We start from the raw sequence: 20,042 nt of genomic DNA, 5'->3' as shown, positions 1-20,042 counted from the left end.
CAGCTACCGGGTCAGCCGTCGGTTCGACCCAGGTAGCTGTACTCGTGGTGCACGACGAAGCCGAGGCGCTCGTAGAAGGCGATGGCACCGGGGTTGTCGGCCGCGACCTGCAAGAAGATGGCCGCCATGTTGTTCTCCTTGGCCACCAGGGCGATCGAGGAGGTCATGGCGGTGGCGATGCCCTGGCGCTGATGGTCCGGATGCACCCAGACGGCGAAGATGCCGGCCCAGCCCGGGCTGATCGACATCCGCGAGACGCCGACGATGCGGTTGCTGGCCTCGTCGCGCACCGAGAGGAAGAGCTGGCCGGCGCTGCCGGTGAGCACCGACTCGGTGACACCCGGCACCACTGAACGCTGCTCGCCGTAGGTCATCAGCCAGTCGGGGCGCAGCACGGCATCCGCGTTCACGGGCACCGACTCGGTCGTGAGGGGCGGCACGTTCTTGGCGGAGGCGGTCATGACCAGGATGCGCTCCCAGTCGGGGTGACCACCGCCGGCCACGTAACCGCGCCCGAGCAGGGCCGACCCGACCATGTGGTCGGCAACCCTGAAACCCGCCTCACCAGAGACCTGGAACAGGGCAGGCGAGTCACGGTCGGCGTACCACTTCTCGCAGAAGTCGATGGCCTTCTCAACGGGCAGGCTCGGATCGCCAACGGTCAGCACCGAGTTGGCCCGCCCGGTAAAGCCACCGGCCGAGCGCAGCTGCCAGTCACCGAGCCCGCCACGGTCGACCGCCGGCCACCCGGTCGCCATCACCCGCTCGAGGTCGTCGACGGAGACCCTGAGGTGAGCCGGCCCCGACCGCGTCGCAGCCGGCGGCACGTCGCGGGCGGCGATGACCTCGGAGCGGATCAGCTTCACCCGCTCGGCCTTCGTGTCGACGATGAGGAAGTCGTGGTTGCGGGCGACCAGCGCCCCGACGAAGTCGGTCGCTCCCGCGGCCGAACCCTCCGCGAGCCGGTAGCGCACGACGACCCGCCTGCCGACAGTGAGATCGGCCGAGAGCCGGTGGCCGGGTGTCGGGTCGCTCGTCGTCTTGTCGGGCGTCTCGTTCGGCGTCTCATCGGTGGGGTGGGGCACGGGGTCACCGGTCATGTCCGGCATACTAAGTGGTGCGCCACGGCGCTCTCGTACTCGTGTGCGGGGCCCGACCGTCGTCACCATCATTCACCAGCATCACTCGTCCGCAGTGCCACTGCAGGAGGTCCGTACTTCATGACCTACGTCATCGCCCAGCCGTGCGTCGACCTCAAGGACCGGGCCTGCATCGAAGAGTGTCCCGTCGACTGCATCTACGAGGGCAACCGCTCGCTCTACATACACCCCGACGAGTGCGTCGACTGTGGTGCCTGTGAGCCGGTCTGCCCCGTCGAGGCGATCTACTACGAAGACGACGTGCCCGAGCAGTGGGCCGACTACTACACCGCGAATGTCGAGTTCTTCAACGACCTCGGCAGCCCCGGTGGCGCGGCCAAGCTCGGCATCATCGACAAGGACCACGCCGTCATCCTCGCTCTGCCGCCGCAGGAACACGACGAGTGAGACTGCCCTGACCTCCCCGGCGACCTCTCGGCTGACTCCTCTCGAGCTGCCCGACTTTCCCTGGGACTCCCTCGCCCCCTACAAGGCGCGGGCGGGTGCCCACCCGGGGGGGATCGTCGACCTGTCGGTCGGAACGCCGGTCGACCCGACTCCCGACGTCGTGCAACGGGCGCTGGTCGACGCGGCTGATGCGCCCGGGTACCCGCTGACCTCGGGCACCGCCGATCTGCGCGCCGCCATCTGCGAGTGGTTCGCCCGACGACGGGCAGTGCCCGGTCTGCACCCCGACGCCGTGCTGCCGACGATCGGCAGCAAAGAGCTCGTCGCGTGGCTGCCCACCCTGCTCGGCCTCGGAGCGGGTGACCTGGTCGGCATCCCGGCCGTCGCCTACCCCACCTACGACATCGGCGCTCGCCTGGCCGGGGCCTCGTCGGTCGTGGCCCAGTCGTTGACGAGCCTCGGCCCGCTGACCGCCACCACCACACCAAAGCTCTTGTGGCTCAACAGCCCCGGCAACCCCAACGGTCAGGTGCTTGGCGTGCCGCACCTGCGCAAGGTCGTCGAATGGGCCCGCCGCCACCGGGTCGTCGTTGCGAGCGACGAGTGCTACGCCGAGCTCGACTGGCGTCCGGACGAGACAGGCGACCTCGGGGGGCCCGCCACCCCGAGCATCCTGCACCCCGACGTGTGTGGCGACAGTCACGACGGGCTGTTGGCCGTGTACTCCCTGTCGAAGCAGTCGAACCTGGCCGGCTACCGAGCCGCTCTCGTCGCCGGCGACCGCATGCTCGTGGGCCGCATCCTCGAGCTGCGCAAGCACGCCGGAATGATCATGCCCGCGCCGGTTCAGCGGGCGATGGCCGTGGCGCTGCGTGACGACGCCCACGTCGAGGTCTCGCGGGCGACCTACCGTCGCCGGCGTGAGCAGCTGCTCCCCGCCGTCGAGGCGTTCGGCCTGCGGGTCGAGCACTCCGAGGCGGGCCTCTACCTCTGGGCGACCCGCGACGAGGAGTGCTGGAACACCGTCGCCGATCTGGCCGATCGCGGCATCCTCGTAGCGCCGGGCAGCTTCTACGGTTGGGCCGGCACGCGGCACGTGCGGATCGCCCTGACCGCCACCGACGAGCGCATCGCCACCGCCTGTGGGCGGCTGGCCCCGTGACAGCAGGGTCGCGGTGGCAGGCCGGATCGCCGTTCTGCGCTGAGACACCAGCCGTCCAGACCGTGGTGTTCGAGGCGGGCCGGTCCACAGGCTGAGCACACGGGTCCCACACGCGGCCCACGTTCCGGGGAGACCCCGTGCTGGGGTAACGTCGCACGCGACAAGGTCGGGCGCTCAGTGCCGGGCCGGAGGAGGCGAAACCAGTGACCAAGGCAGTGGATGCGACCGTCAAGGTCGCCGACCAGGAGATCACCTTCAAGGGTGTCGAGGCCGTCGACGGCAACAACGGACTGTCCGTGGGCTCACTGCTCAAGGAGACCGGGCTGGTCACCTACGACGCGGGCTTCGTGAACACGGCCGCGTGCAAGAGCGACATCACCTACATCGACGGTGACGCCGGCATCCTGCGCTACCGCGGTTACCCGATCGAGCAGCTGGCCGAGAAGTCGACCTTCACCGAGGTCTCCTACCTGCTGATCTACGGCGAGCTGCCGACCGCTGACGAGCTGTCTGCGTTCGAGGAGCGGATCCGCCGACACACGATGCTGCACGAAGACCTGCGCACCTTCTTCAACGGCTTCCCGCGCGACGCACACCCGATGCCGGTGCTCAGCTCGGCGGTCTCAGCGCTCGGCACCTTCTACCAGGACAGCCTCGACCCCTTCGACGCCGAGCAGGTCGAGATGTCGACCGTTCGGCTGCTGGCCAAGGTGCCGACCATTGCCGCGATGGCCCACAAGAAGAGCATCGGCCAGCCGTACATGTACCCCGACAACTCGCTCTCGCTCGTCGAGAACTTCATGCGGATGACGTTCGGCTACCCGGCCGAGTCGTACCAGGTCGACCCGACGGTCGCCAAGGCTCTCGACCTGCTCTTCATCCTGCACGCCGACCACGAGCAGAACTGCTCGACCTCGACGGTGCGGCTCGTCGGCTCGGCCCAGGCGAACCTCTTCAACTCGGTCTCGGCCGGCATCCACGCCCTGTCCGGGCCCCTGCACGGCGGCGCCAACCAGGCCGTGCTCGAGATGCTGGGCGATCTGCGCGAGTCGGGCGATGACCCGAAGAAGTTCATGGAGAAGATCAAGAACAAGGAGGCCGGTGTTCGCCTCATGGGCTTCGGCCACCGCGTCTACAAGAACTACGACCCCCGCGCGGCGATCGTCAAGAAGGCGGCCGACGACATCCTCGAGAAGCTCGGTCAGAACGACCCGCTGCTCGAGATCGCCAAGGGCCTCGAGGAGATCGCTCTCGCCGACGACTACTTCGTCGAACGCAAGCTCTACCCGAACGTCGACTTCTACACCGGCCTGATCTACAAGGCCATGGGCTTCGAGTCGAAGATGTTCACGGTGCTGTTCGCCATCGGGCGCCTGCCGGGTTGGATCGCCCAGTGGCGCGAGATGATGGCCGACCCCGAGACGAAGATCGGTCGTCCGCGGCAGATCTACACCGGCGCCCCCGAGCGCAACTACCCCAGCTGACGTAGTCCGGCCCGCTCCGCGACCTTCGGCACCGAACGACTCGTTCGGTGCCGAAAGCGTCGGTGGGCCACGACCTGCCGCAGCACCTCGATGCGACTCCGACCGACTGGGCGCACCGGCACCCACCCGCGAGGGTGCGGAGTGGTGCCAGTGGTGCGGGACGATCGCCTGCTCAGGTCAGGGTGATCGTGACGGTTCGCGAGGTCTGACCGGTCGACCACCCGTCGTCACCGGCGCCGCGGTCCCAGGCTCGTGCGCCGATGGTGACCTTGCTGGCCCCGTAGGCCTGGGCCCGCGCCACCGCCCAGTGCGCTACCGCCCAGGCTCGGCGTTCGTCGCCTGCCGTCACCGTGAGGATGCCGTCTGCTGCGCCGGCGGACGTCACCCCCATCTGCTCGGCCAGGTCAGCCTTGACCACGGCGGAGGTGGCGTGGGTGGTCGCCGGGTCGAGTCGGCAGGTGAGCCCGGCGGGGGAGTAGCCCGTGAGCGTCGAGGCCAGCACGCGGCCCTGGCCCTCGTGGTCGCGGTAGGCCTCCGGGTACCCGCTCCGTTGCACCTTCTGCGCGATGGTGGTGATGTCGGCGCTCTCGTAGCCCTTGAACTTCACGAGCGCGTCGTAGAACGCGTTCGTCGCGTGCACCGGGTCGAGGATCTGCTCGGCGGTGCCCCAGCCCTGGCTGGGCCGTTGCTGGAACAGGCCCAGGGAGTCGCGGTCGCCGTAGTTGAGGTTGCGGATCTTCGACTCCTGAAAGGCGGTGGTGAGCGCGATGGTGGCCGCTCGCGACGGGAGGCCTCGTTTCACCGAGATCGCCGCGATGAGGGCCGCGTTGGCGGTCTGGTCGGGGTCGAAGGTCTCGGTGATGCCGGCCGCGTTGATGGTGCACTCCGGGCTGCGCAGCGAGGCCGTCAGCGACGTGACGCCGTAGACGATCGCCACGACGAGCGCCACGAGCACCAGGGTGCCCGCGAGCAGGGCCCGTCGTCGCCGAATGGCACGGCGTGAGGTGGGCCGGCGTGACTCCGCAAGGGTCGGGCCGGGTCCTGCGTCGCTCATCGGTTCCTAGCTGGTCGGGGTTTCAGTCGTTGGCGTGGAGGTCAGCGTTGAGGGTGATGCCCGTACCCGCCCGGTCGCGAGCCTCGACAGCACCGGTCACGCTGTTGCGGATGAACAGGATGTTGCTCGACCCCGAGAGCGACCGCGCCTTGACGACGCGACCGTCGGGCAGCGTCACCTTCGTGCCCGCCGTGACGTAGAGCCCTGCCTCGACGACGCAGTCATCGCCCAGAGCGATACCGATGCCACCGTTGGCTCCGACCAGACAACGCTCGCCGATGACGACGCGTTCCGTTCCCCCGCCAGAGAGGGTGCCCATGATCGAGGCCCCCGCCCCGATGTCGGAGCCGTCGCCCACCACGACACCCTGCACGATGCGTCCTTCGACCATCGAGGTGCCCAGCGTGCCGGCGTTGAAGTTGCAGAAGCCCTCGTGCATCACGGTGGTACCGGGAGACAGGTGCGCGCCGAGCCGCACTCGGTCGGCGTCGGCGATGCGCACGCCGGCCGGCACGACGAAGTCGGTCATCCGCGGGAACTTGTCGACCCCGTAGACCGCGACGTGGCCCCGAGCGCGTAGCCGCAGGCGGGTCGTCTCGAAGCCCTCGACGGGGCAGGCACCGGCGCTGGTCCACACGACGTTCGGGAGCGTGCCGAAAAGGCCGTCGAGGTTGATCGAGTTCGGCACCACGAGGCAGTGCGACAGCAGGTGCAGGCGCAGGTAGGCGTCAGGCGCGTCGGCGGGGGCGGCACCCAGGTCGATCTCGACCAGTCGCACCTCGGCGGTGACCCCCCGCAGCTCATCGGGGGTCGCGAGCGCCGCGAGCCCACTCGGGGGAGCGGCGTGCCCCGGCCGCTCGCCGAGCAGCGGCGCGGGAAACCAGGTGTCGAGCACCTGGCCGCTCGTCGCGACGGTGGTCAGTCCGTATCCCCAGGCTCTGCGCTGCTCCGACATGGTGACAAGGCTAGAGGCGGACGCGCGAGGAGCGAACTCACGTCCATGGGGCCGCGGCTCGGCGCGCTTGGTCGGCCTCGGTATGGCCGCTCGTGTGTACGGAAGTGGCCACTCGTCTGTACGGAAGTGGCCACTCGACTGGGGTGGGCGGCCGATAGCCTTCGCGGTATGCCCTCCAGCGATGCCGCCCCAGACGTCTCCGCCGCCGCTTCATCCGACCGAGCTCTCGACCTCGCGGCTGATGTCGTCACGTTGACGGCCACGATCTGCGACATCGAGTCGGTGAGCCGTAACGAGGCCGCCCTGGCCGACGCCATCGAGGCGGCGCTGCGAGCGCTTCCCCGACTCGAGGTGCTACGCGACGGCGACACGGTCATCGCACGCACCGACCTGGGTCGAGACGAGCGGGTCGTGCTGGCCGGGCACATCGACACGGTTCCGTTGACGTCAGCGCCGACCGGGCCCAACCTGCCGACCCGCCTCTCCGACGGGCAGCTGTGGGGCCGTGGCACGGTCGACATGAAGGGGGGCGTCGCGGTGATGCTGCGCCTCGCCGCCGAGGTGTCCCGGCAGCCGGAGCCGCGGCGCGACGTCACCTTCCTCTTCTACGAGTGCGAGGAGATCGACGGCGAGTTCAACGGGCTCGCCCGCATCGGTGAGACCAGCCCCGAGCTGCTCGCCGGTGACTTCGCGGTGCTGCTCGAGCCGACCAACGGCGCGGTGGAGGGGGGGTGCAAGGGCACGATGCGGGTCGAGGTCGTCACCACGGGTGTGGCCTCGCACTCGGCTCGCCCGTGGAAGGGGCACAACGCCATCCACGATGCCGCCGAGGTGCTCACCAGGCTCGCCGCCTACGACCAGAAGACCGTGCACGTCGACGGGCTCGAATACCACGAGGCTCTGCAGGCGGTCGGCATCAGCGGTGGCATCGCCGGCAACGTCATCCCCGACCGGTGCGTCGTCACCGTGAACTACCGCTACGCGCCCGACAAGAACACCGCGGAGGCGCTGGCCCACGTGCAGGACGTCTTCGAGGGCTTCGAGGTCACGCTCGCCGACGCGGCCGACGGCGCTCGCCCCGGCCTCAACCTGCCGGCGGCGCAGCATTTCGTCGAGGCCCTCGGGGTCGAGGTGGGGCCGAAGGAGGGCTGGACCGATGTGGCCCGGTTCTCGGCTCTCGGCATCCCGGCCGTCAACTACGGGCCCGGCGACCCCAACCTGGCCCACATGGACGATGAGCGCTGCCCCGTGCAGCAGTACTCCGACGCCGAAGCCGCACTGCTGCGCTGGCTCGGGCCCGCTGCGACCTAAGGTGGCCGTGTGAGCGACGACATGCCAGCCGGCAAGGTGAACACGAACCGGCGTCAGACCGGTCCGGTCACCCTGCGCCGGGGCCAGGTGCCGGCCACCACGACCGACCAACGCCTGCTGGCCAACTCCTCCGACGCCGACTGGGTGCACACCGACCCGTGGCGGGTGATGCGCATCCAGTCCGAGTTCGTCGAGGGTTTCGGTGCCCTGGCCGACCTCGGGCCGGCCGTTGCCGTGTTCGGCTCCGCGCGCACGAAGCGCGATGACCCGAACTACCAGCGTGGGTTCGAAGTGGCCCAGCTGCTGGTCGAGGCGGGTTATGCCGTCATCACCGGAGGCGGACCAGGCGCCATGGAGGCGGCGAACAAGGGAGCCCTCGAGGCGAGAGGCGTCTCGGTCGGCCTCGGTATCGAGCTGCCCTTCGAGACCGGTCTCAACGAGTACGTCGACCTCGGTGTGAACTTTCGCTACTTCTTCGCCCGCAAGACGATGTTCGTCAAGTACTCGCAGGGCTTCATCGTGCTGCCGGGTGGGTTCGGCACCCTGGACGAGCTGTTCGAGGCCGTCACACTGGCCCAGACCCAGAAGGTGACCCGCTTTCCCGTCGTGCTGCTGGGCACGGAGTACTGGGGCGGGATGATCGACTGGCTACGCGACACGGTCATGGCGGCCGGCATGATCAGCCCTGACGATCTCGAACGTCTCGTGCTGACCGACGACGTGGCGGAGGCCGTCGCGCTGATCAGCCACGCCCGCACGAACGGACGCCGGTCGTGAAGTGGTTCGTGCTGCTGGTCGGGGTCGTCGTCGTCTGCTTCGTCGTGGCCCTGGTGCTGGGGCTCGTCGGCGGAGGCATGGGCCGGGCCACCTCGAGCCTGAGCCACGAACCGTTGCCCGACGACGAGCTACGCGACCCCGACCTCGACGAGCTGCGCTTCGACGTGGGACTGCGCGGCTACCGGATGAGCCAGGTCGACGGGGTCGTCGACCGGCTGCGTCGCGAGCTGCGCGAGAAGGACGAACAGATCGCCGTGCTGCGGGGTGACCCCCGACCGCTGACGCCCGGTGACGTGGCCCCGGCCCCGGCCGGTACCGAGTCGCATCCCGGCCGGTCGGCAGAGACGACGCAGACGGATGCCGAGGGCCCGGTCGAGCTGGTCGTCGAGCAGTTGGTCGTCGAGCAGCCGAGTGAAGCGCTGCCGAGCGACGGGCAGCCAAGAGAAGCGCTGCCGAGCGACGGGCAAACCGAGCAGCGGCACCGCTCCGAACCCTCCGCGTGAGCGCGCCGTGACGAGCAACATGACCAGCACGGCGAACACTGACGTCAGGGCAGGCCCCGCCGGCCGCCTACCGGTATCGCCGAGGGTGTTCATCGTCTGGGTGGTCGGGCTGTATGCCCTCTGTCGCATCATCACGACGACGATCCTCTTCGTCGTGATGCAGCATCAGGTGCCCACGGGCATGACGGGGGGCGACGACCTCCCCGTCACCTACTGGAACTTCACGGCCCTCTGGGACGGCCAGTGGTACCAGCGCATCGCAGAGGGCGGCTACCCCAGCGTGCTGCCCGTCAACGACACCGGCCAGGTCGGCGAGAACCCGTGGGCCTTCTATCCGCTGTTCCCGGCTCTCGCCCGGCTCGTCATGTCGGTCACCGGCGTCTCGTTCCCCGTCGCGGGCTCCATGGTCGCCCTGCTCTGCGGGTTCGGGGCGGCCGTGCTCATGGCGTTGCTGCTCCGCCCGCGCATCGGCGACGCGGCCACCTACTGTGTGCTCGTGCTGTGGGCCAGCTTCCCGGCCTCGGTCACGCTGCAGCTGGCCTACTCCGAGTCGCTCGCGATGCTGGTACTCGTGGGCTACCTCTACGCCCTGTCGCGGGAGCGCTGGCTCGTGGCCACGGTCGTCGCCGTGCTGCTCGGTCTGTCCCGACCGATCGGGGTTCCGCTCGGGGTGGTCACGCTGGTCGTGGTCGTGATTCGGTGGCGTCGACGGGCCGAACGGCCGATCGCGCGGCGCGAGTACGGGGCGATGCTGGCCTCCCTGGTCGGGTGCGGGGTGGCGGGCCTGCTGTGGCCGGCGGTCGCCTGGGCTCGCACCGGCAGCACAACGGCCTACACCGACACCATGGCGGCGTGGCGCGGATACGCCTCCGTCAAGCCCTTCACCCCGTGGCTCGACAAGGCGGAGCTCTACTTCGGGGGGCAGCTCGGGCGGCTACTGCTCGTCGTTGTGCCGCTGGTGCTGGTCGCGATGGTGGCCGGCCCGTGGGCCAAGAACCTGGGGGCCGACCTGCGCACGTGGTCGATCGCCTATCCGGCCTATCTCGGTGCGGTGCTCGACCCCTTCACCAGCATCTTCCGCTATCTCGTACCGCTCTTCCCGTTGCTGGTGGTCGTGCTCGGCGCCGGCTGGGCCGACCGGCGCGGCAACGGCTGGACCCGCCTGCTCGTGCGGGCTGTTCCGCTGCTTGTGCTCTTCGTCATCGGCCAGTACTGGTGGACCGATGAGCTCTGGCGGTTCGTGCCGCCGAGCGACTACCCCCCGTAACGGTCCCGTGTCGGTCACGGGCACGCGGGGGAAGGAGGTGAGCGGCATCCGGGATGCCGTGTGGTTTCGGGTGGGAGGGGAGGCTCAGGTGCCGGTGTAGGTGGGCTGCTGCTTGGCCAGGAACGCGTCGACGGCGGCCCGGTGGTCGGCGCTCGCCCCGGTGGAGGCCATCAGCTCGGCCTCGTGGGCCAGGGCGTCGGCGAGCGGCGCGGCTGCGCTGAAGGCGACAGCACGGCGGATCGACCCGTAGGCCAGCGTCGGCCCGTTGGCCAACCGGTGGGCGAGGTCGTCGACCGCGGCCTCGAACTCGTCAGCGGGCACGACCTTCGTCAGCAGCCCGAGCGCGAGGGCCTCGTCGGCGGGAACCGTGCGCGGCAGGAGCAGCAGCTCCTTGGCCTTGGCCGTGCCGACCAGCCTCGGCAGTGACCAGGACGCTCCTGAGTCGCAGGAGAGGGCGATACCGGCGAACGAGGTGTTGAGGCCAGCGCCTTCGACGGCGATGCGGAAGTCGCAGGCGAGGGCGAAGCTGAGCCCCGCTCCGGCCGCCACCCCACCCAGGGCGGCGATCACGGGCTTGTTCATGGTGGCGAGCAGCAGCACGATCGGGTTGTAGTGCTCCATCACGGTCGTGCCCAGCGTGTGGTCGGCCCGAGCGAGGCCCCGCACGTGCTCCTTGAGGTCCTGCCCGACGCAGAAGGCGCGCCCGGTGCCGGTGAGCACGACGCAGCGGACGGCCGGATCCTGTGCCGCGTCGCGCAACGCCGCCAGCAGGGCCGTCTTGAGCTCGAGGTCGAGGCTGTTCATGGCGTCGGGACGGTTCAGCCGAACCCGGGTGATGCCGTCGGCCGTCTCGACGACGACCGAGGCCTCGCGCTCGACGGGAACGGGGTCGGCGGCGGGGTCTGTGGGCGCGGCAGAGGTCATGTCGACACTCTCTCCCATCCGGTGCCCCCAGGAAAGCAACACCCCCTGACCTGTCCGAACGGGTACCCGGATTAGGTGTGACTCACCTCCATTGGAATAATGGTGATCAACAGAACCAGGATTCCTATGGAAGGGGAACCATGGCAGCAATGAAGCCGAGGACCGGTGACGGGCCGCTCGAGGTCGTCAAGGAGGGCCGTGGCATCGTGCTGCGGATGCCCCTTGAAGGCGGCGGACGTCTTGTCGTCGAGATGACCCCCGACGAGGCTGCGGCTCTGCGCAACGCGATCCAGGGGTGTGACGGCGTCAACTGACGTCTCCACCCGGCTCACCTGACAGCCGACAGGCCCCCGACCGATGGTCGGGGGCCTGCTGTCGTTCGGGCCTGCTGTTGTTCAGGCCTGCTGTCGTTCCGGCTTGCCGTTGTTCAGGCCTGCTGTCGTTCAGGTCGGCCTGATCAGCGCTTGACCGCGACCATGACACCCTCACCGACGGGCAGCAGCGCCACGGTGAACCCGTCGTGGTCGCGCAACGACTTGCCGACCTCGCGCAGGGTGCGGGTCTCGGCGTCGCGGTTGGCAGGGTCGCACTCCTTGTCGCTCCAGGTCATGACCAGGGTGCCCCCGACCCGCAGCAGCCGGCTCGCCTGCTCGACGTAGTCGGGGTACTCCTGCCGGTCGGCGTCGACCACGACGAGGTCGTAGGCGCCGTCGGTCATCCGCGAGAGCACGTCGAGCGCCCGGCCGGCGATGACCCGGGTTCGCTGGTGGGCCACCCCGGCGGAGGCGAACGCCTCGCGGGCGGCCCGCTGGTGCTCGGTCTCCAGGTCGATGGTGGTGAGGATGCCGTCAGCCGGCATCCCGCCGAGCAGCCACAGCCCCGACGCACCCGCTCCGGTGCCGACCTCCATGACCGCCTTGGCCCCGATCGAGGCGGCGAGCACCCGAAGCAGCGCGCCGACCCCGTTGCCGACGGAGGGGGCCCCGAGCTCCTCACCACGCCGCACCGCCTCGTCGACGTGCTCGTTGGGCGACACGAAACTCTCGGCGTGCGACCATGCGGCCACCTTCTGCGTACTCATGGGGGTCAGCGTAACGACCTAAGGTCAGGGCATGGGAGAGCAACCGGCACGTGAGCACCGTCGCCCCGAGGGCGTCACCGACCAGACCGTCGAGGCGCTCGGCAAGCTGTCCGAGGCACTGGAGGTGGTCGAGCACGCCAGAGGCCACCTCTACGGGTTCCACCGCCTGACGGGAATGGCCGACCTCGCTCTCGGTGAGGCCGTCGACCTGTTGCGCGAGGCGGGCCGCGACGAGCTGGCCGACCGTGTCGACACCGAGCTGGTGGGTCGCAACATCATCGAGGGACGGTGGACCTTCCAGCTCGTCGAGGAGTACGACGACGGCTACTACGACGCCTTCAAGGGCCTCGAGGAGCAGGCCCGCCAGACGCTGGCCGGCGGCCGGCGGCATCTCTTCGAGGCAGAGATGAAGCAGCACCGCCGAACGCAGGGCCGACGCCACCACGAGGCCGCGCCCGACGACGGTTCGAGCCAGGCCGCATCCACAGGTGGTTCACAGCAGAAACATGAACGACACAGGGGCAATCCGAAATACTGAGGGGGAACGAATCAGGCGCAGAGGGCGTTGACCTCGGCAACCAGTCCCAGCGAAAGGCGCTGTTCCGCGTGACGACGAGTGCAACCACCAGTGCGACGAGCCCCCAGTACGGGGGGCCCGCTCACTCCGTCCCGACGTCGGACTCGGTGGTCGACCCGGTGACCGGTTCGGTCGCCCCCGAGACCCCCTGGACCCCGCCCAGCTGGGAAGAGATCGTCGAGCAGCACTCCGCGCGCGTGTACCGGCTGGCCTACCGCCTCACCGGCAACCCGCATGACGCCGAAGACCTGACCCACGACGTGTTCGTGCGCGTGTTCCGCTCGCTCAGCTCTTATCAGCCCGGAACCTTCGAGGGTTGGCTGCACCGCATCACCACGAACGTGTTTCTCGACAAGATGCGTCGTAAGCAGCGGATCCGCTTCGACTCCCTTCCCGACGACGCGGCGGGTCGCCTACCGAGCCGCGAGAAGGGCCCCGAGCAGACCTACCACGACAGCCGGTTCGACGACGACGTGCAGCGGGCTCTCGACGCTCTCACGCCTGAGTTCCGGGCAGCCGTGGTGCTGTGCGACATCGAGGGCCTCTCGTACGAGGAGATCAGTGCCACGCTCGGCGTGAAGCTGGGCACCGTGCGCTCTCGCATCCACCGGGGCCGCGCCCAGCTGCGCGAGGCCCTGGCCCACCGTGCGCCCGAGGTCGTGGCCGCCCGCGAGGGTCGGGTTCGTTCCGGGCTGCGGATGCCGGGTCGTCGCGTGGCGACGGGAACGCGCTGATGAGCCCCTGCTCGGTGACGCGGCGATGACGCCGCACCTGCGCGGACACGTCCGCGCCTACGTCGACCGAGCCCTGCCGCCTGCCCTGCTGCACGTCTACGACCGGCACCTGGTGTACTGCCGGGTGTGCCAGTCGGCTGCCGACCAGGAGCGACGGATCGTGCTCGCGCTGCGCAGCCACACCGACATTCCCACCAGCCTGCGCTCTTCCCTGATGGGTCTGGCCGTCTCGACGCCTGCGATGCCGACGACGGGTCTGGGGCAACCTCCGCGAGCCGCCGCCGGGCCGGAGGTTCCGCCCGTGCCGGAGGCGCCGCCGGGTTCGCTCGTGTCGAGCCATCGGATGCACGAGGCCCTGCACGACCGTCTGCCCACCGTGCGCCCGACGGCTCCCGCCCTGCACCGCTCGCCGGTTCGGGCTGCCGTGGTGGCCTCCATCGCGGCCGGCGCTTCGGTCGCGGCCGCCTGGGGTCTGGCCGTGGCTCCCCTGCAGGGCTCGACGAGACCGGTGGAGGCGCAGGCGCCCGCAGGCGTGGCCAGCATGGGTTCCGTCGCCTTCGGCATCAGCAGCCTGGCAGCGACGGGGTTCATGGTCGGGTCGTCGTCGCGCTTCTCGGCCTCCACGCCGAAGGCGCGTACCACCGGGCGTGGCCCGTCTTCCGGCACGACCGCCTCCTACTGGGTGGTGTCGCCCCAGGTCTACGCCGGCTACGACCGCAACGCGGTCGCCCCGGTTCGTATGTCGCTCGGTCCTTCGGCACAATCAACTCCATGAGCGAGCAGGTCACGCCCCGCGCCGATGAGCCATCGGGGCCGGGCGACCCCGAACCGGCTCCGCGCGCCACCCCTCCTGCTCCGGAGCACACCGGAGTGATCGACGTCGCGAGCACCCAGGCCATCCCGTCGGCGCCGCCGCTCAACCCATCCACCAGCCAGGCCGCCGGGTCAGGCGGTCCGGCTCCGGCAGGCGCGGCCCACGACGACTGGTTCGACACCTTCGCGGCCCAGCACCCCTCTGAAGGCCCTTCGGTGCCCACCCGCGCCGACTCCGCCTGGGGTAGCGACCGCGCTGACGCGGTGGCCGAGGCCGCCCACTTCGCCCGCTACGCGCCGCCACAGGCGCCGGCCGCGGCCAGCGACGGCGCCAGCGTCTCGCCCATGTCGGCCGTTGCGTCGGGGTCTGCTCCATCTTCAGCGGCCGGGCCTGCGATGGCCGCGCCATCAGGGGGGTCGGCCTGGCCGATCCCGGATGCCGCACCGCAAGGTGTTCCCTTCGCCTCACCCCCGCCCGACCCGACCCGCAACCGACGGGGCCCGCTGGTGGCCCTCATCGCTGCGGTCGCGCTGGTCGCCGGTGTCGTCGGCGGTGTCGGGGGCCAGCTGCTCAGCGACCGGGTCCAGATCGGCGGTTCGAGCCTGCCTGAGCCCGGCCCGGGGGCCACGGTTCGGCCGCCGGGATCGGTCGCGAGCATCGCCGCGGTCGCGCTACCGAGTGTCGTCACGATCAAGGTCGATGCCGGCGCCGAGGGCTCGGGCACTGGTTCGGGCTTCGTGATCGACAACCGGGGCCATGTGCTGACCAACAACCATGTCGTCGGTGCTGCCGCCAAGGGCGGCGACATCGAGATCGTGCTCAGCAACGGTGACACCGAGAAGGCCACCATCGTGGGCCGCGACGTCAGCTACGACCTCGCCGTGCTCAAGCTCGCCCGCACCGACCTGACACCGTTGGTGCTCGGTGAGTCCGACCAGGTCGTCGTCGGCGACCAGGTGATCGCGGTCGGTGCACCTCTTGGCCTCGAGCAGACGGTGACCACCGGCATCGTCAGCGCACTTAACCGCCCCGTCACCCCCGGCACCGGTGACGAGGCCTCCTTCATCAACGCGATCCAGACCGATGCTGCGATCAACCCCGGAAACTCCGGTGGGCCGCTGCTCGACAGCTCGGGCAAGGTGATCGGGGTCAACTCGGCCATCGCGCGCGTGCCCGGCACCACCAGCTCCTCCGGGGGCAACATCGGGCTCGGGTTCGCGATCCCGAGCGACCAGGCCAGGCGCACCGCAGACCAGCTCATCGCCACGGGCAAGGCCACCCACCCCGTGATCGGGGTCTCGCTCGACCGCACCTACAGTGGCGAAGGCGCCCAGGTCGTCGACACCGGCAACGCCGTCACGGCGAACGGGCCGGCGGCGAAGGCCGGGGTGCAGCCGGGTGACATCATCATCGGGTTCGAGGGCAAGCGGGTGCGCACCCCCGACCAGCTCATCGTCTCGATCCGGGCCCGCGCGGTCGGTGAGACCGTCACCCTGAAGGTCACGCGCGACAGTAAGCAGATCGACCTCAAGATGACGCTCGAGGCCGCGACCGACAAGTGACCCCAACGGCCGCCCGTCGGGTGGCCCTGGCCGTAATGAGCAGAAGGCAGGCACAGTGTTCGACATCAACGGGTGGGAGCTGTTGCTGCTCGGCGTCCTCGCCATCGTCGTGCTCGGCCCCGAGCGGCTCCCGGAGTACGCCGCGAAGTTCGGCAAGTTCGTCCGAGAGGCCAGAGGCTTCGCAGACCGGGCCCGGCAACAGCTCAAAGACGAGATGGGCCCCGAGTTCTCCGACGTCGACTGGAAGGCGTACGACCCGCGGCAGTACGACCCCCGCAAGATCGTGCGCGACGCGCTGACCGGTACCAGCGACGATGACGATGACGAGCTCGACCGCAACGCCGACAAGGCGTTGAGCACCCCGAAGGGGTACGACCCGTTGGTCCCCACCCCCTGGGACAGCGAGGCCACCTGAGTATCCGCTGACGGCTCAACGGCTGTCGGCGGCTCAGCGGCTGTCGGCGGCTCAGCGGCTGTCGGCGGCTCAGCGGCTCAGCGGCTGTCGGCGGCGCCGACTATCGTCGGTAGACGATGCCTCTCTCTGTCGCCCAGCCCCCCGCCGCCGCCAGTGCCTCCTCCCTCTGGCGCCTGCGCGGCTACCTCAAACCGCACCGCTGGGCCCTGCTGGCCATGCTGGTCGCATCGCTGGGAGGCGTGGCCCTCTCGATCGCCATCCCGCTCGTCACCAAGGCCCTGATCGACGGGCCGATCACCCGCCACGAGCTGGGGCCGGTGCTGCCCCTGGGTCTGCTCGCCATCGGGCTGGGGGTGCTCGAGGCAGTCTTCATCTTCTGGCGGCGGTGGGTGCAGTCCAATGCCGTGCTCGGCCTCGAGACGAGCCTGAGACGCGATCTCTACGACCGGCTCCAGCACCTGCCGATGAGCTTCCACACCCGCTGGCAGTCTGGCCAGCTGCTGTCACGCGTCACCACCGACCTGTCCGCCATCCGGCGGTTCAGCGGCTTCGGCCTGCTCTTTCTGCTCATCAACATCGTGCAGCTGCTGACGGTCACCGTGGTGCTGCTGATGATGTACTGGCCGCTCGGCCTCGTGGTCGCCACCGCAGCCGTCCCGATCATCTGGCTCTCCATGCGCTTCGAGAAGGCCTACGTCGTCGTCTCGCGTCGGGTGCAGGACCAGCAGGGCGACCTCGCCACCCTGGCGCAGGAGGGCGCGGTCGGCATCCGCGTCATCAAGTCGTTCGGCCGCAGCCGCCACGTCTGCGAGCAGTACGACGAGGCCGCCCGCGAGCAGCGCCTCACCAGCCTCGACAAGGTCAGGCTGGCGGCCAAGTTCTGGACCTTCCTCGAGATGATCCCCAACCTGGCCGTCGTCGTCGTGCTGCTGCTCGGCGCCATCGGGGTCGGCCGCGGGCTGCTGACCCCCGGCGAGCTGGTCGCCTTCATCACCCTCATGCTCAGCCTCGTCTGGCCCGTGTCGTCGCTCGGGGTCATCCTCGCGATGTCTCAGGAGGCCATGACCGCTGCGGCGCGCGTGCTCGAGATCTTCGACACCGAGCCCGACATCGTCACGGGGGAACGCCGTGTCGGCCAGGCTCGCGGGCACCTGCGCTTCGAGCACGTCGACTTCGCCTTCCCCGATGCTCCCGACCAGCTGGTGCTGCGCGACGTCAACCTCGACGTGGCGCCCGGCCAGACGCTCGCGCTGGTCGGCGCGACAGGGTCGGGCAAGACCTCGCTGACCGCGCTCGTGGCCCGCCTCTTCGACGTCACGGGTGGGCGCATCACGATCGACGATGTCGACATCCGTGACCTCGACCTGCGCGAGCTGCGCTCCTTGGTGGCCACGGCCTTCGAGGAGCCCACCCTCTTCTCGATGAGCGCCCACGAGAACGTCACCCTGGGTCGGCCGGATGCCGCCACCGACGAGGTGCTGTCGGCGCTCGAACTCGCCCAGGCGGGGTTCGTGCACGAGCTGCCCTGGGGCCTCGACACCCGCATCGGCGAGCAGGGCCTGTCGTTGTCGGGCGGCCAACGCCAGCGCCTCGCGCTCGCCCGGGCCGTGCTGGCCAGGCCGAAGGTGCTCGTGCTCGACGACACGCTCTCGGCTCTCGACGTGCACACGGAGGCGCTCGTCGAGGAAGCGCTCTCGCGGGTGCTCTCCGAGACGACGGGCCTGATCGTGGCCCATCGTGCGTCGACCGTGATGCTCGCCGACCAGGTGGCCCTGCTGCAGGGCGGCACCGTGACCCACGTGGGCACGCACCGCGAGCTGCTCGACACCGTTCCGGCCTACCGCGAGCTGTTGGCGGCCGACGTCGCGGGGGGTGACGGGCCTGCGGCCGACGGTGACGCCACCACCGACCCCGACACCGACCCCGACCCCAACACCGATGCCGACACTGATGTCGACAGAGCGCAGGTGCGCGCATGAGCACCCCGCCGCCGACGAACAGTCCGACCTCGGCGGCCGAACAGAACTGGCGCGGTGTGGCGGCTGACGAGATCGAGGGCGAGCTGAGCGCCGAGACGAGCGCCGGGCTCGCCGCTCGATCGCGTCGCCTGCTCGGTGACCTGCTGCGCCCCTGGCGGCGCGACCTGCGCTGGCTCGTGCTCATCGTGCTCGTCGAGAACGTGGCCCGTCTCTCGATCCCCTACCTCGTCAAAGAGGGCATCGACACCGGCATCCCGCCGATCCGCGAGTCCGACGACCTCAAACCGCTGCTGCTGGTCGTCGGTCTCGTGCTCGTGGCGACCATCACCCAGGCCATCTCGCGCAACCTCTTCCTCGTCCGGTCCGGACGGCTCGGCCAAGACATCCTGCTCACGATCCGCCAGCGGGTGTTCCGGCACTTCCAGCATCTCAGCCCCGCGTTCCACGACCGCTACACCTCGGGCCGGGTCATCTCGCGGCAGACCTCCGACGTCGACGCCATCTACGAGATGCTCGAGAGCGGCTTCGACGGCTTGGTGACCGCCGCCCTCACGCTCGTGGGCACCGCGACCCTGCTGCTCGTGCTCGACGTCAAGCTGGGGCTGGTGGCCCTGCTCTGCGGCCCGGCCCTGGCCTGGCTGACGAACTGGTTCCGCAAGGAGTCGGCCCAGACCTACCGGGCGACTCGCGAGAAGGTGGCGCTCGTCATCGTCCACTTCGTCGAGTCGATGAACGGCATCCGGGCCGTTCAGGCCTTCCGCCGCGAGCCGCGCAACCAGCAGATCTTCGACGATGTCAACGAGCAGTACCGCGCCGCCAACCTCCGAGCCTTTCGCCTCGTCGCGTGGTTCATGCCCGGCATCCGCCTCATCGGCAACCTCACGATCGGCGTGGTGCTGCTCTACGGTGGCTACCTCGCCTACCAGGGCGAGGTCACGGTCGGGGTGCTGGCCGCCTTTCTGCTCTACCTTCGGCAGTTCTTCGAGCCGATGACCGAGATCTCGCAGTTCTACAACACCTTCCAGTCGGCCTCGGCCGCCCTCGAGAAGCTCTCGGGCGTGCTCGACGAGGAGCCCGACCTGCCCGAGCCGACCGACCCGGTGCCGCTGGTCTCACCCCACGGTGAGATTCGCTTCGACCACGTCCGGTTCGAGTACGCGGCCGGCGTGCCGGTGCTGCCCGACCTCGACCTGTGCATCCCGGCCGGGCAGACCGTCGCGCTCGTCGGCACCACGGGTGCGGGCAAGACGACGGTGGCGAAGCTGGCCACCCGGTTCTACGACCCCACCGACGGGGTCGTGCTGCTCGACGGGATCGACGTGCGCCGCCTGCGCGACTCCGACCTGCGGCGGGCCGTGGTGCTGGTGACCCAGGAGAACTACCTCTTCTCGGGCAGCATCTCCGACAACATCCGGTTCGGTCGGCCCGAGGCCACCGACGCCGACGTGCAGGCTGCAGCGCACGCGATCGGCGCCCACGGCTTCATCGAGGCGCTGCCCCAGGGCTACGACACCCAGGTGTCCAACCGCGGTGGCCTGGTGAGCGCCGGTCAGCGCCAGCTGGTGGCGTTCGCCCGCGCGTTCCTGGCCGACCCGGCGGTGCTCATCCTCGACGAGGCCACCTCATCACTCGACGTGCCCTCGGAGCGCCTCGTCCAGCGCGCCCTCCAGACCATCCTCGCGGGTCGCACCGCTGTGGTGATCGCGCACCGTCTCTCGACCGTCGAGATCGCCGACCGCGTGCTGGTGATGGAGCACGGGCGCATCGTCGAAGACGGCGCCCCCGCCGATCTCATCGCGGCCGACGCCGGGCGGTTCGCCGATCTGCACCGGGCCTGGGTCGAGTCGCTCGCCTGAGCCGGCCCGCGCAGCAGTGACGGCCCGCGCGGCAGCGACG

General features: G+C 69.8%; 20 protein-coding genes. 15 read left to right on the top strand and 5 right to left on the bottom strand.

Features of this window, described 5'->3' with window-relative positions; genetic code table 11:
• Window positions 1–11 precede the first annotated feature (11 nt).
• A complete protein-coding gene (locus BA895_RS11210; protein ID WP_254666428.1) occupies window positions 12–1,100 on the bottom strand; it encodes a GNAT family N-acetyltransferase in 1,089 nt (362 codons plus the stop codon).
• A gap of 120 nt (window positions 1,101–1,220) precedes the next feature.
• On the opposite strand from BA895_RS11210, the gene fdxA reads away from it, so the two are divergent.
• From fdxA to BA895_RS11195, 3 genes are all read left to right on the top strand, one after another.
• Window positions 1,221–1,547 (top strand): ferredoxin, encoded by a 327-nt coding sequence (gene fdxA / locus BA895_RS11205; protein ID WP_070191932.1) that lies wholly within the window; start codon window positions 1,221–1,223, stop codon window positions 1,545–1,547.
• 31 nt (window positions 1,548–1,578) lie between these two features.
• Window positions 1,579–2,709, top strand: a complete 1,131-nt coding sequence (gene dapC, locus BA895_RS11200) for a succinyldiaminopimelate transaminase (RefSeq protein WP_254666436.1) — start codon at window positions 1,579–1,581, stop codon at window positions 2,707–2,709.
• Between the two features lie 215 nt (window positions 2,710–2,924).
• Window positions 2,925–4,193 (top strand): citrate synthase, encoded by a 1,269-nt coding sequence (locus BA895_RS11195; RefSeq protein ID WP_070192028.1) that lies wholly within the window; start codon window positions 2,925–2,927, stop codon window positions 4,191–4,193.
• 172 nt (window positions 4,194–4,365) lie between these two features.
• On the opposite strand, the gene BA895_RS11190 is transcribed toward BA895_RS11195, so the two are convergent.
• Together BA895_RS11190 and dapD are read right to left on the bottom strand one after the other, a co-directional pair.
• Window positions 4,366–5,247: a hypothetical protein gene (locus BA895_RS11190; protein WP_254666427.1), complete on the bottom strand. Its 882-nt coding sequence runs from the start codon at window positions 5,245–5,247 to the stop codon at window positions 4,366–4,368.
• 22 nt (window positions 5,248–5,269) lie between these two features.
• Window positions 5,270–6,202 (bottom strand): 2,3,4,5-tetrahydropyridine-2,6-dicarboxylate N-succinyltransferase, encoded by a 933-nt coding sequence (gene dapD, locus BA895_RS11185; RefSeq protein WP_070191931.1) that lies wholly within the window; start codon window positions 6,200–6,202, stop codon window positions 5,270–5,272.
• Window positions 6,203–6,370: 168 nt separating this feature from the next.
• Here dapD and dapE point away from each other — a divergent pair, with 168 nt between their 5' ends.
• From dapE to BA895_RS11165, 4 genes are read left to right on the top strand one after another with little or no spacing between them, the layout of a single operon-like run.
• The gene (dapE, locus tag BA895_RS11180; RefSeq protein ID WP_070191930.1) at window positions 6,371–7,513 is read left to right on the top strand and encodes a succinyl-diaminopimelate desuccinylase; all 1,143 of its coding nucleotides are present in this window, start codon (window positions 6,371–6,373) and stop codon (window positions 7,511–7,513) included.
• Window positions 7,514–7,534: 21 nt separating this feature from the next.
• Window positions 7,535–8,290, top strand: a complete 756-nt coding sequence (locus BA895_RS11175) for a TIGR00730 family Rossman fold protein (RefSeq protein WP_070192026.1) — start codon at window positions 7,535–7,537, stop codon at window positions 8,288–8,290.
• The gene (locus BA895_RS24445) at window positions 8,287–8,793 is read left to right on the top strand and encodes a DivIVA domain-containing protein (protein WP_254666426.1); all 507 of its coding nucleotides are present in this window, start codon (window positions 8,287–8,289) and stop codon (window positions 8,791–8,793) included. The genes BA895_RS11175 and BA895_RS24445 overlap by 4 nt, the downstream gene beginning before the upstream one ends.
• A 19-nt stretch (window positions 8,794–8,812) precedes the next feature.
• Window positions 8,813–10,060 (top strand): hypothetical protein, encoded by a 1,248-nt coding sequence (locus BA895_RS11165; RefSeq protein ID WP_254666425.1) that lies wholly within the window; start codon window positions 8,813–8,815, stop codon window positions 10,058–10,060.
• Between the two features lie 84 nt (window positions 10,061–10,144).
• Here BA895_RS11165 and BA895_RS11160 read toward each other — a convergent pair whose 3' ends face one another.
• Window positions 10,145–10,984, bottom strand: coding sequence for an enoyl-CoA hydratase/isomerase family protein (locus BA895_RS11160; RefSeq protein WP_070192025.1), 840 nt, complete (start codon window positions 10,982–10,984; stop codon window positions 10,145–10,147).
• A gap of 140 nt (window positions 10,985–11,124) precedes the next feature.
• Between BA895_RS11160 and BA895_RS11155 the strand changes: the two genes are divergently transcribed.
• Window positions 11,125–11,298 (top strand): DUF3117 domain-containing protein, encoded by a 174-nt coding sequence (locus tag BA895_RS11155; RefSeq protein WP_070191928.1) that lies wholly within the window; start codon window positions 11,125–11,127, stop codon window positions 11,296–11,298.
• Between the two features lie 143 nt (window positions 11,299–11,441).
• Here the strand turns inward: BA895_RS11155 and BA895_RS11150 are convergent, their stop codons facing one another.
• A complete protein-coding gene (locus BA895_RS11150) occupies window positions 11,442–12,065 on the bottom strand; it encodes an O-methyltransferase (RefSeq protein WP_070191927.1) in 624 nt (207 codons plus the stop codon).
• A 31-nt stretch (window positions 12,066–12,096) separates the two neighbouring features.
• Here BA895_RS11150 and BA895_RS11145 point away from each other — a divergent pair, with 31 nt between their 5' ends.
• The 7 genes from BA895_RS11145 to BA895_RS11115 all read left to right on the top strand — a co-directional run bounded on the left by BA895_RS11145 (window position 12,097) and on the right by BA895_RS11115 (window position 20,002).
• On the top strand, window positions 12,097–12,603 hold the full coding sequence (locus tag BA895_RS11145; protein ID WP_070191926.1) for a hypothetical protein: 507 nt from the start codon (window positions 12,097–12,099) through the stop codon (window positions 12,601–12,603).
• A gap of 146 nt (window positions 12,604–12,749) precedes the next feature.
• Window positions 12,750–13,376 (top strand): RNA polymerase sigma factor SigE, encoded by a 627-nt coding sequence (gene sigE, locus BA895_RS11140; protein WP_070191925.1) that lies wholly within the window; start codon window positions 12,750–12,752, stop codon window positions 13,374–13,376.
• 25 nt (window positions 13,377–13,401) lie between these two features.
• Complete coding sequence (locus BA895_RS11135; RefSeq protein WP_070191924.1) at window positions 13,402–14,151, top strand: hypothetical protein; 750 nt, start codon at window positions 13,402–13,404, stop codon at window positions 14,149–14,151.
• Window positions 14,148–15,752, top strand: a complete 1,605-nt coding sequence (locus BA895_RS11130) for a trypsin-like peptidase domain-containing protein (RefSeq protein ID WP_070191923.1) — start codon at window positions 14,148–14,150, stop codon at window positions 15,750–15,752. Before BA895_RS11135 ends, BA895_RS11130 begins: the two co-directional genes overlap by 4 nt.
• A 55-nt stretch (window positions 15,753–15,807) precedes the next feature.
• On the top strand, window positions 15,808–16,167 hold the full coding sequence (gene tatB / locus BA895_RS11125) for a Sec-independent protein translocase protein TatB (RefSeq protein WP_070191922.1): 360 nt from the start codon (window positions 15,808–15,810) through the stop codon (window positions 16,165–16,167).
• 116 nt (window positions 16,168–16,283) lie between these two features.
• Window positions 16,284–18,146 (top strand): ABC transporter ATP-binding protein, encoded by a 1,863-nt coding sequence (locus tag BA895_RS11120; RefSeq protein ID WP_070191921.1) that lies wholly within the window; start codon window positions 16,284–16,286, stop codon window positions 18,144–18,146.
• The gene (locus tag BA895_RS11115; RefSeq protein WP_070191920.1) at window positions 18,143–20,002 is read left to right on the top strand and encodes an ABC transporter ATP-binding protein; all 1,860 of its coding nucleotides are present in this window, start codon (window positions 18,143–18,145) and stop codon (window positions 20,000–20,002) included. The genes BA895_RS11120 and BA895_RS11115 overlap by 4 nt, the downstream gene beginning before the upstream one ends.
• Window positions 20,003–20,042: the final 40 nt, after the last annotated feature.

Source organism: Humibacillus sp. DSM 29435 (genome assembly GCF_001758225.1).
Taxonomy (GTDB): domain Bacteria; phylum Actinomycetota; class Actinomycetes; order Actinomycetales; family Dermatophilaceae; genus DSM-29435.
The sequence above is the reverse complement of the archived record's forward strand: the minus strand, read 5'-3'. Positions and strand labels throughout refer to the sequence as shown.

What these genes read in the sequence shown, in the direction of transcription:
- BA895_RS11155 (WP_070191928.1), top strand. Translation starts at nt 11,125, where the DNA reads ATGGCAGCAATGAAGCCGAGGACCGGTGACGGGCCGCTCGAGGTCGTC.
- BA895_RS11175 (WP_070192026.1), top strand. Translation starts at nt 7,535, where the DNA reads ATGCCAGCCGGCAAGGTGAACACGAACCGGCGTCAGACCGGTCCGGTC.
- BA895_RS11210 (WP_254666428.1), bottom strand. Translation starts at nt 1,100, where the DNA reads ATGACCGGTGACCCCGTGCCCCACCCCACCGATGAGACGCCGAACGAG.
- BA895_RS11120 (WP_070191921.1), top strand. Translation starts at nt 16,284, where the DNA reads ATGCCTCTCTCTGTCGCCCAGCCCCCCGCCGCCGCCAGTGCCTCCTCC.
- BA895_RS11115 (WP_070191920.1), top strand. Translation starts at nt 18,143, where the DNA reads ATGAGCACCCCGCCGCCGACGAACAGTCCGACCTCGGCGGCCGAACAG.
- BA895_RS11145 (WP_070191926.1), top strand. Translation starts at nt 12,097, where the DNA reads ATGGGAGAGCAACCGGCACGTGAGCACCGTCGCCCCGAGGGCGTCACC.
- BA895_RS11165 (WP_254666425.1), top strand. Translation starts at nt 8,813, where the DNA reads ATGACCAGCACGGCGAACACTGACGTCAGGGCAGGCCCCGCCGGCCGC.
- BA895_RS11150 (WP_070191927.1), bottom strand. Translation starts at nt 12,065, where the DNA reads ATGAGTACGCAGAAGGTGGCCGCATGGTCGCACGCCGAGAGTTTCGTG.
- dapD (WP_070191931.1), bottom strand. Translation starts at nt 6,202, where the DNA reads ATGTCGGAGCAGCGCAGAGCCTGGGGATACGGACTGACCACCGTCGCG.
- BA895_RS11160 (WP_070192025.1), bottom strand. Translation starts at nt 10,984, where the DNA reads ATGACCTCTGCCGCGCCCACAGACCCCGCCGCCGACCCCGTTCCCGTC.
- fdxA (WP_070191932.1), top strand. Translation starts at nt 1,221, where the DNA reads ATGACCTACGTCATCGCCCAGCCGTGCGTCGACCTCAAGGACCGGGCC.
- dapE (WP_070191930.1), top strand. Translation starts at nt 6,371, where the DNA reads ATGCCCTCCAGCGATGCCGCCCCAGACGTCTCCGCCGCCGCTTCATCC.
- BA895_RS11130 (WP_070191923.1), top strand. Translation starts at nt 14,148, where the DNA reads ATGAGCGAGCAGGTCACGCCCCGCGCCGATGAGCCATCGGGGCCGGGC.
- BA895_RS11190 (WP_254666427.1), bottom strand. Translation starts at nt 5,247, where the DNA reads ATGAGCGACGCAGGACCCGGCCCGACCCTTGCGGAGTCACGCCGGCCC.
- BA895_RS11135 (WP_070191924.1), top strand. Translation starts at nt 13,402, where the DNA reads ATGACGCCGCACCTGCGCGGACACGTCCGCGCCTACGTCGACCGAGCC.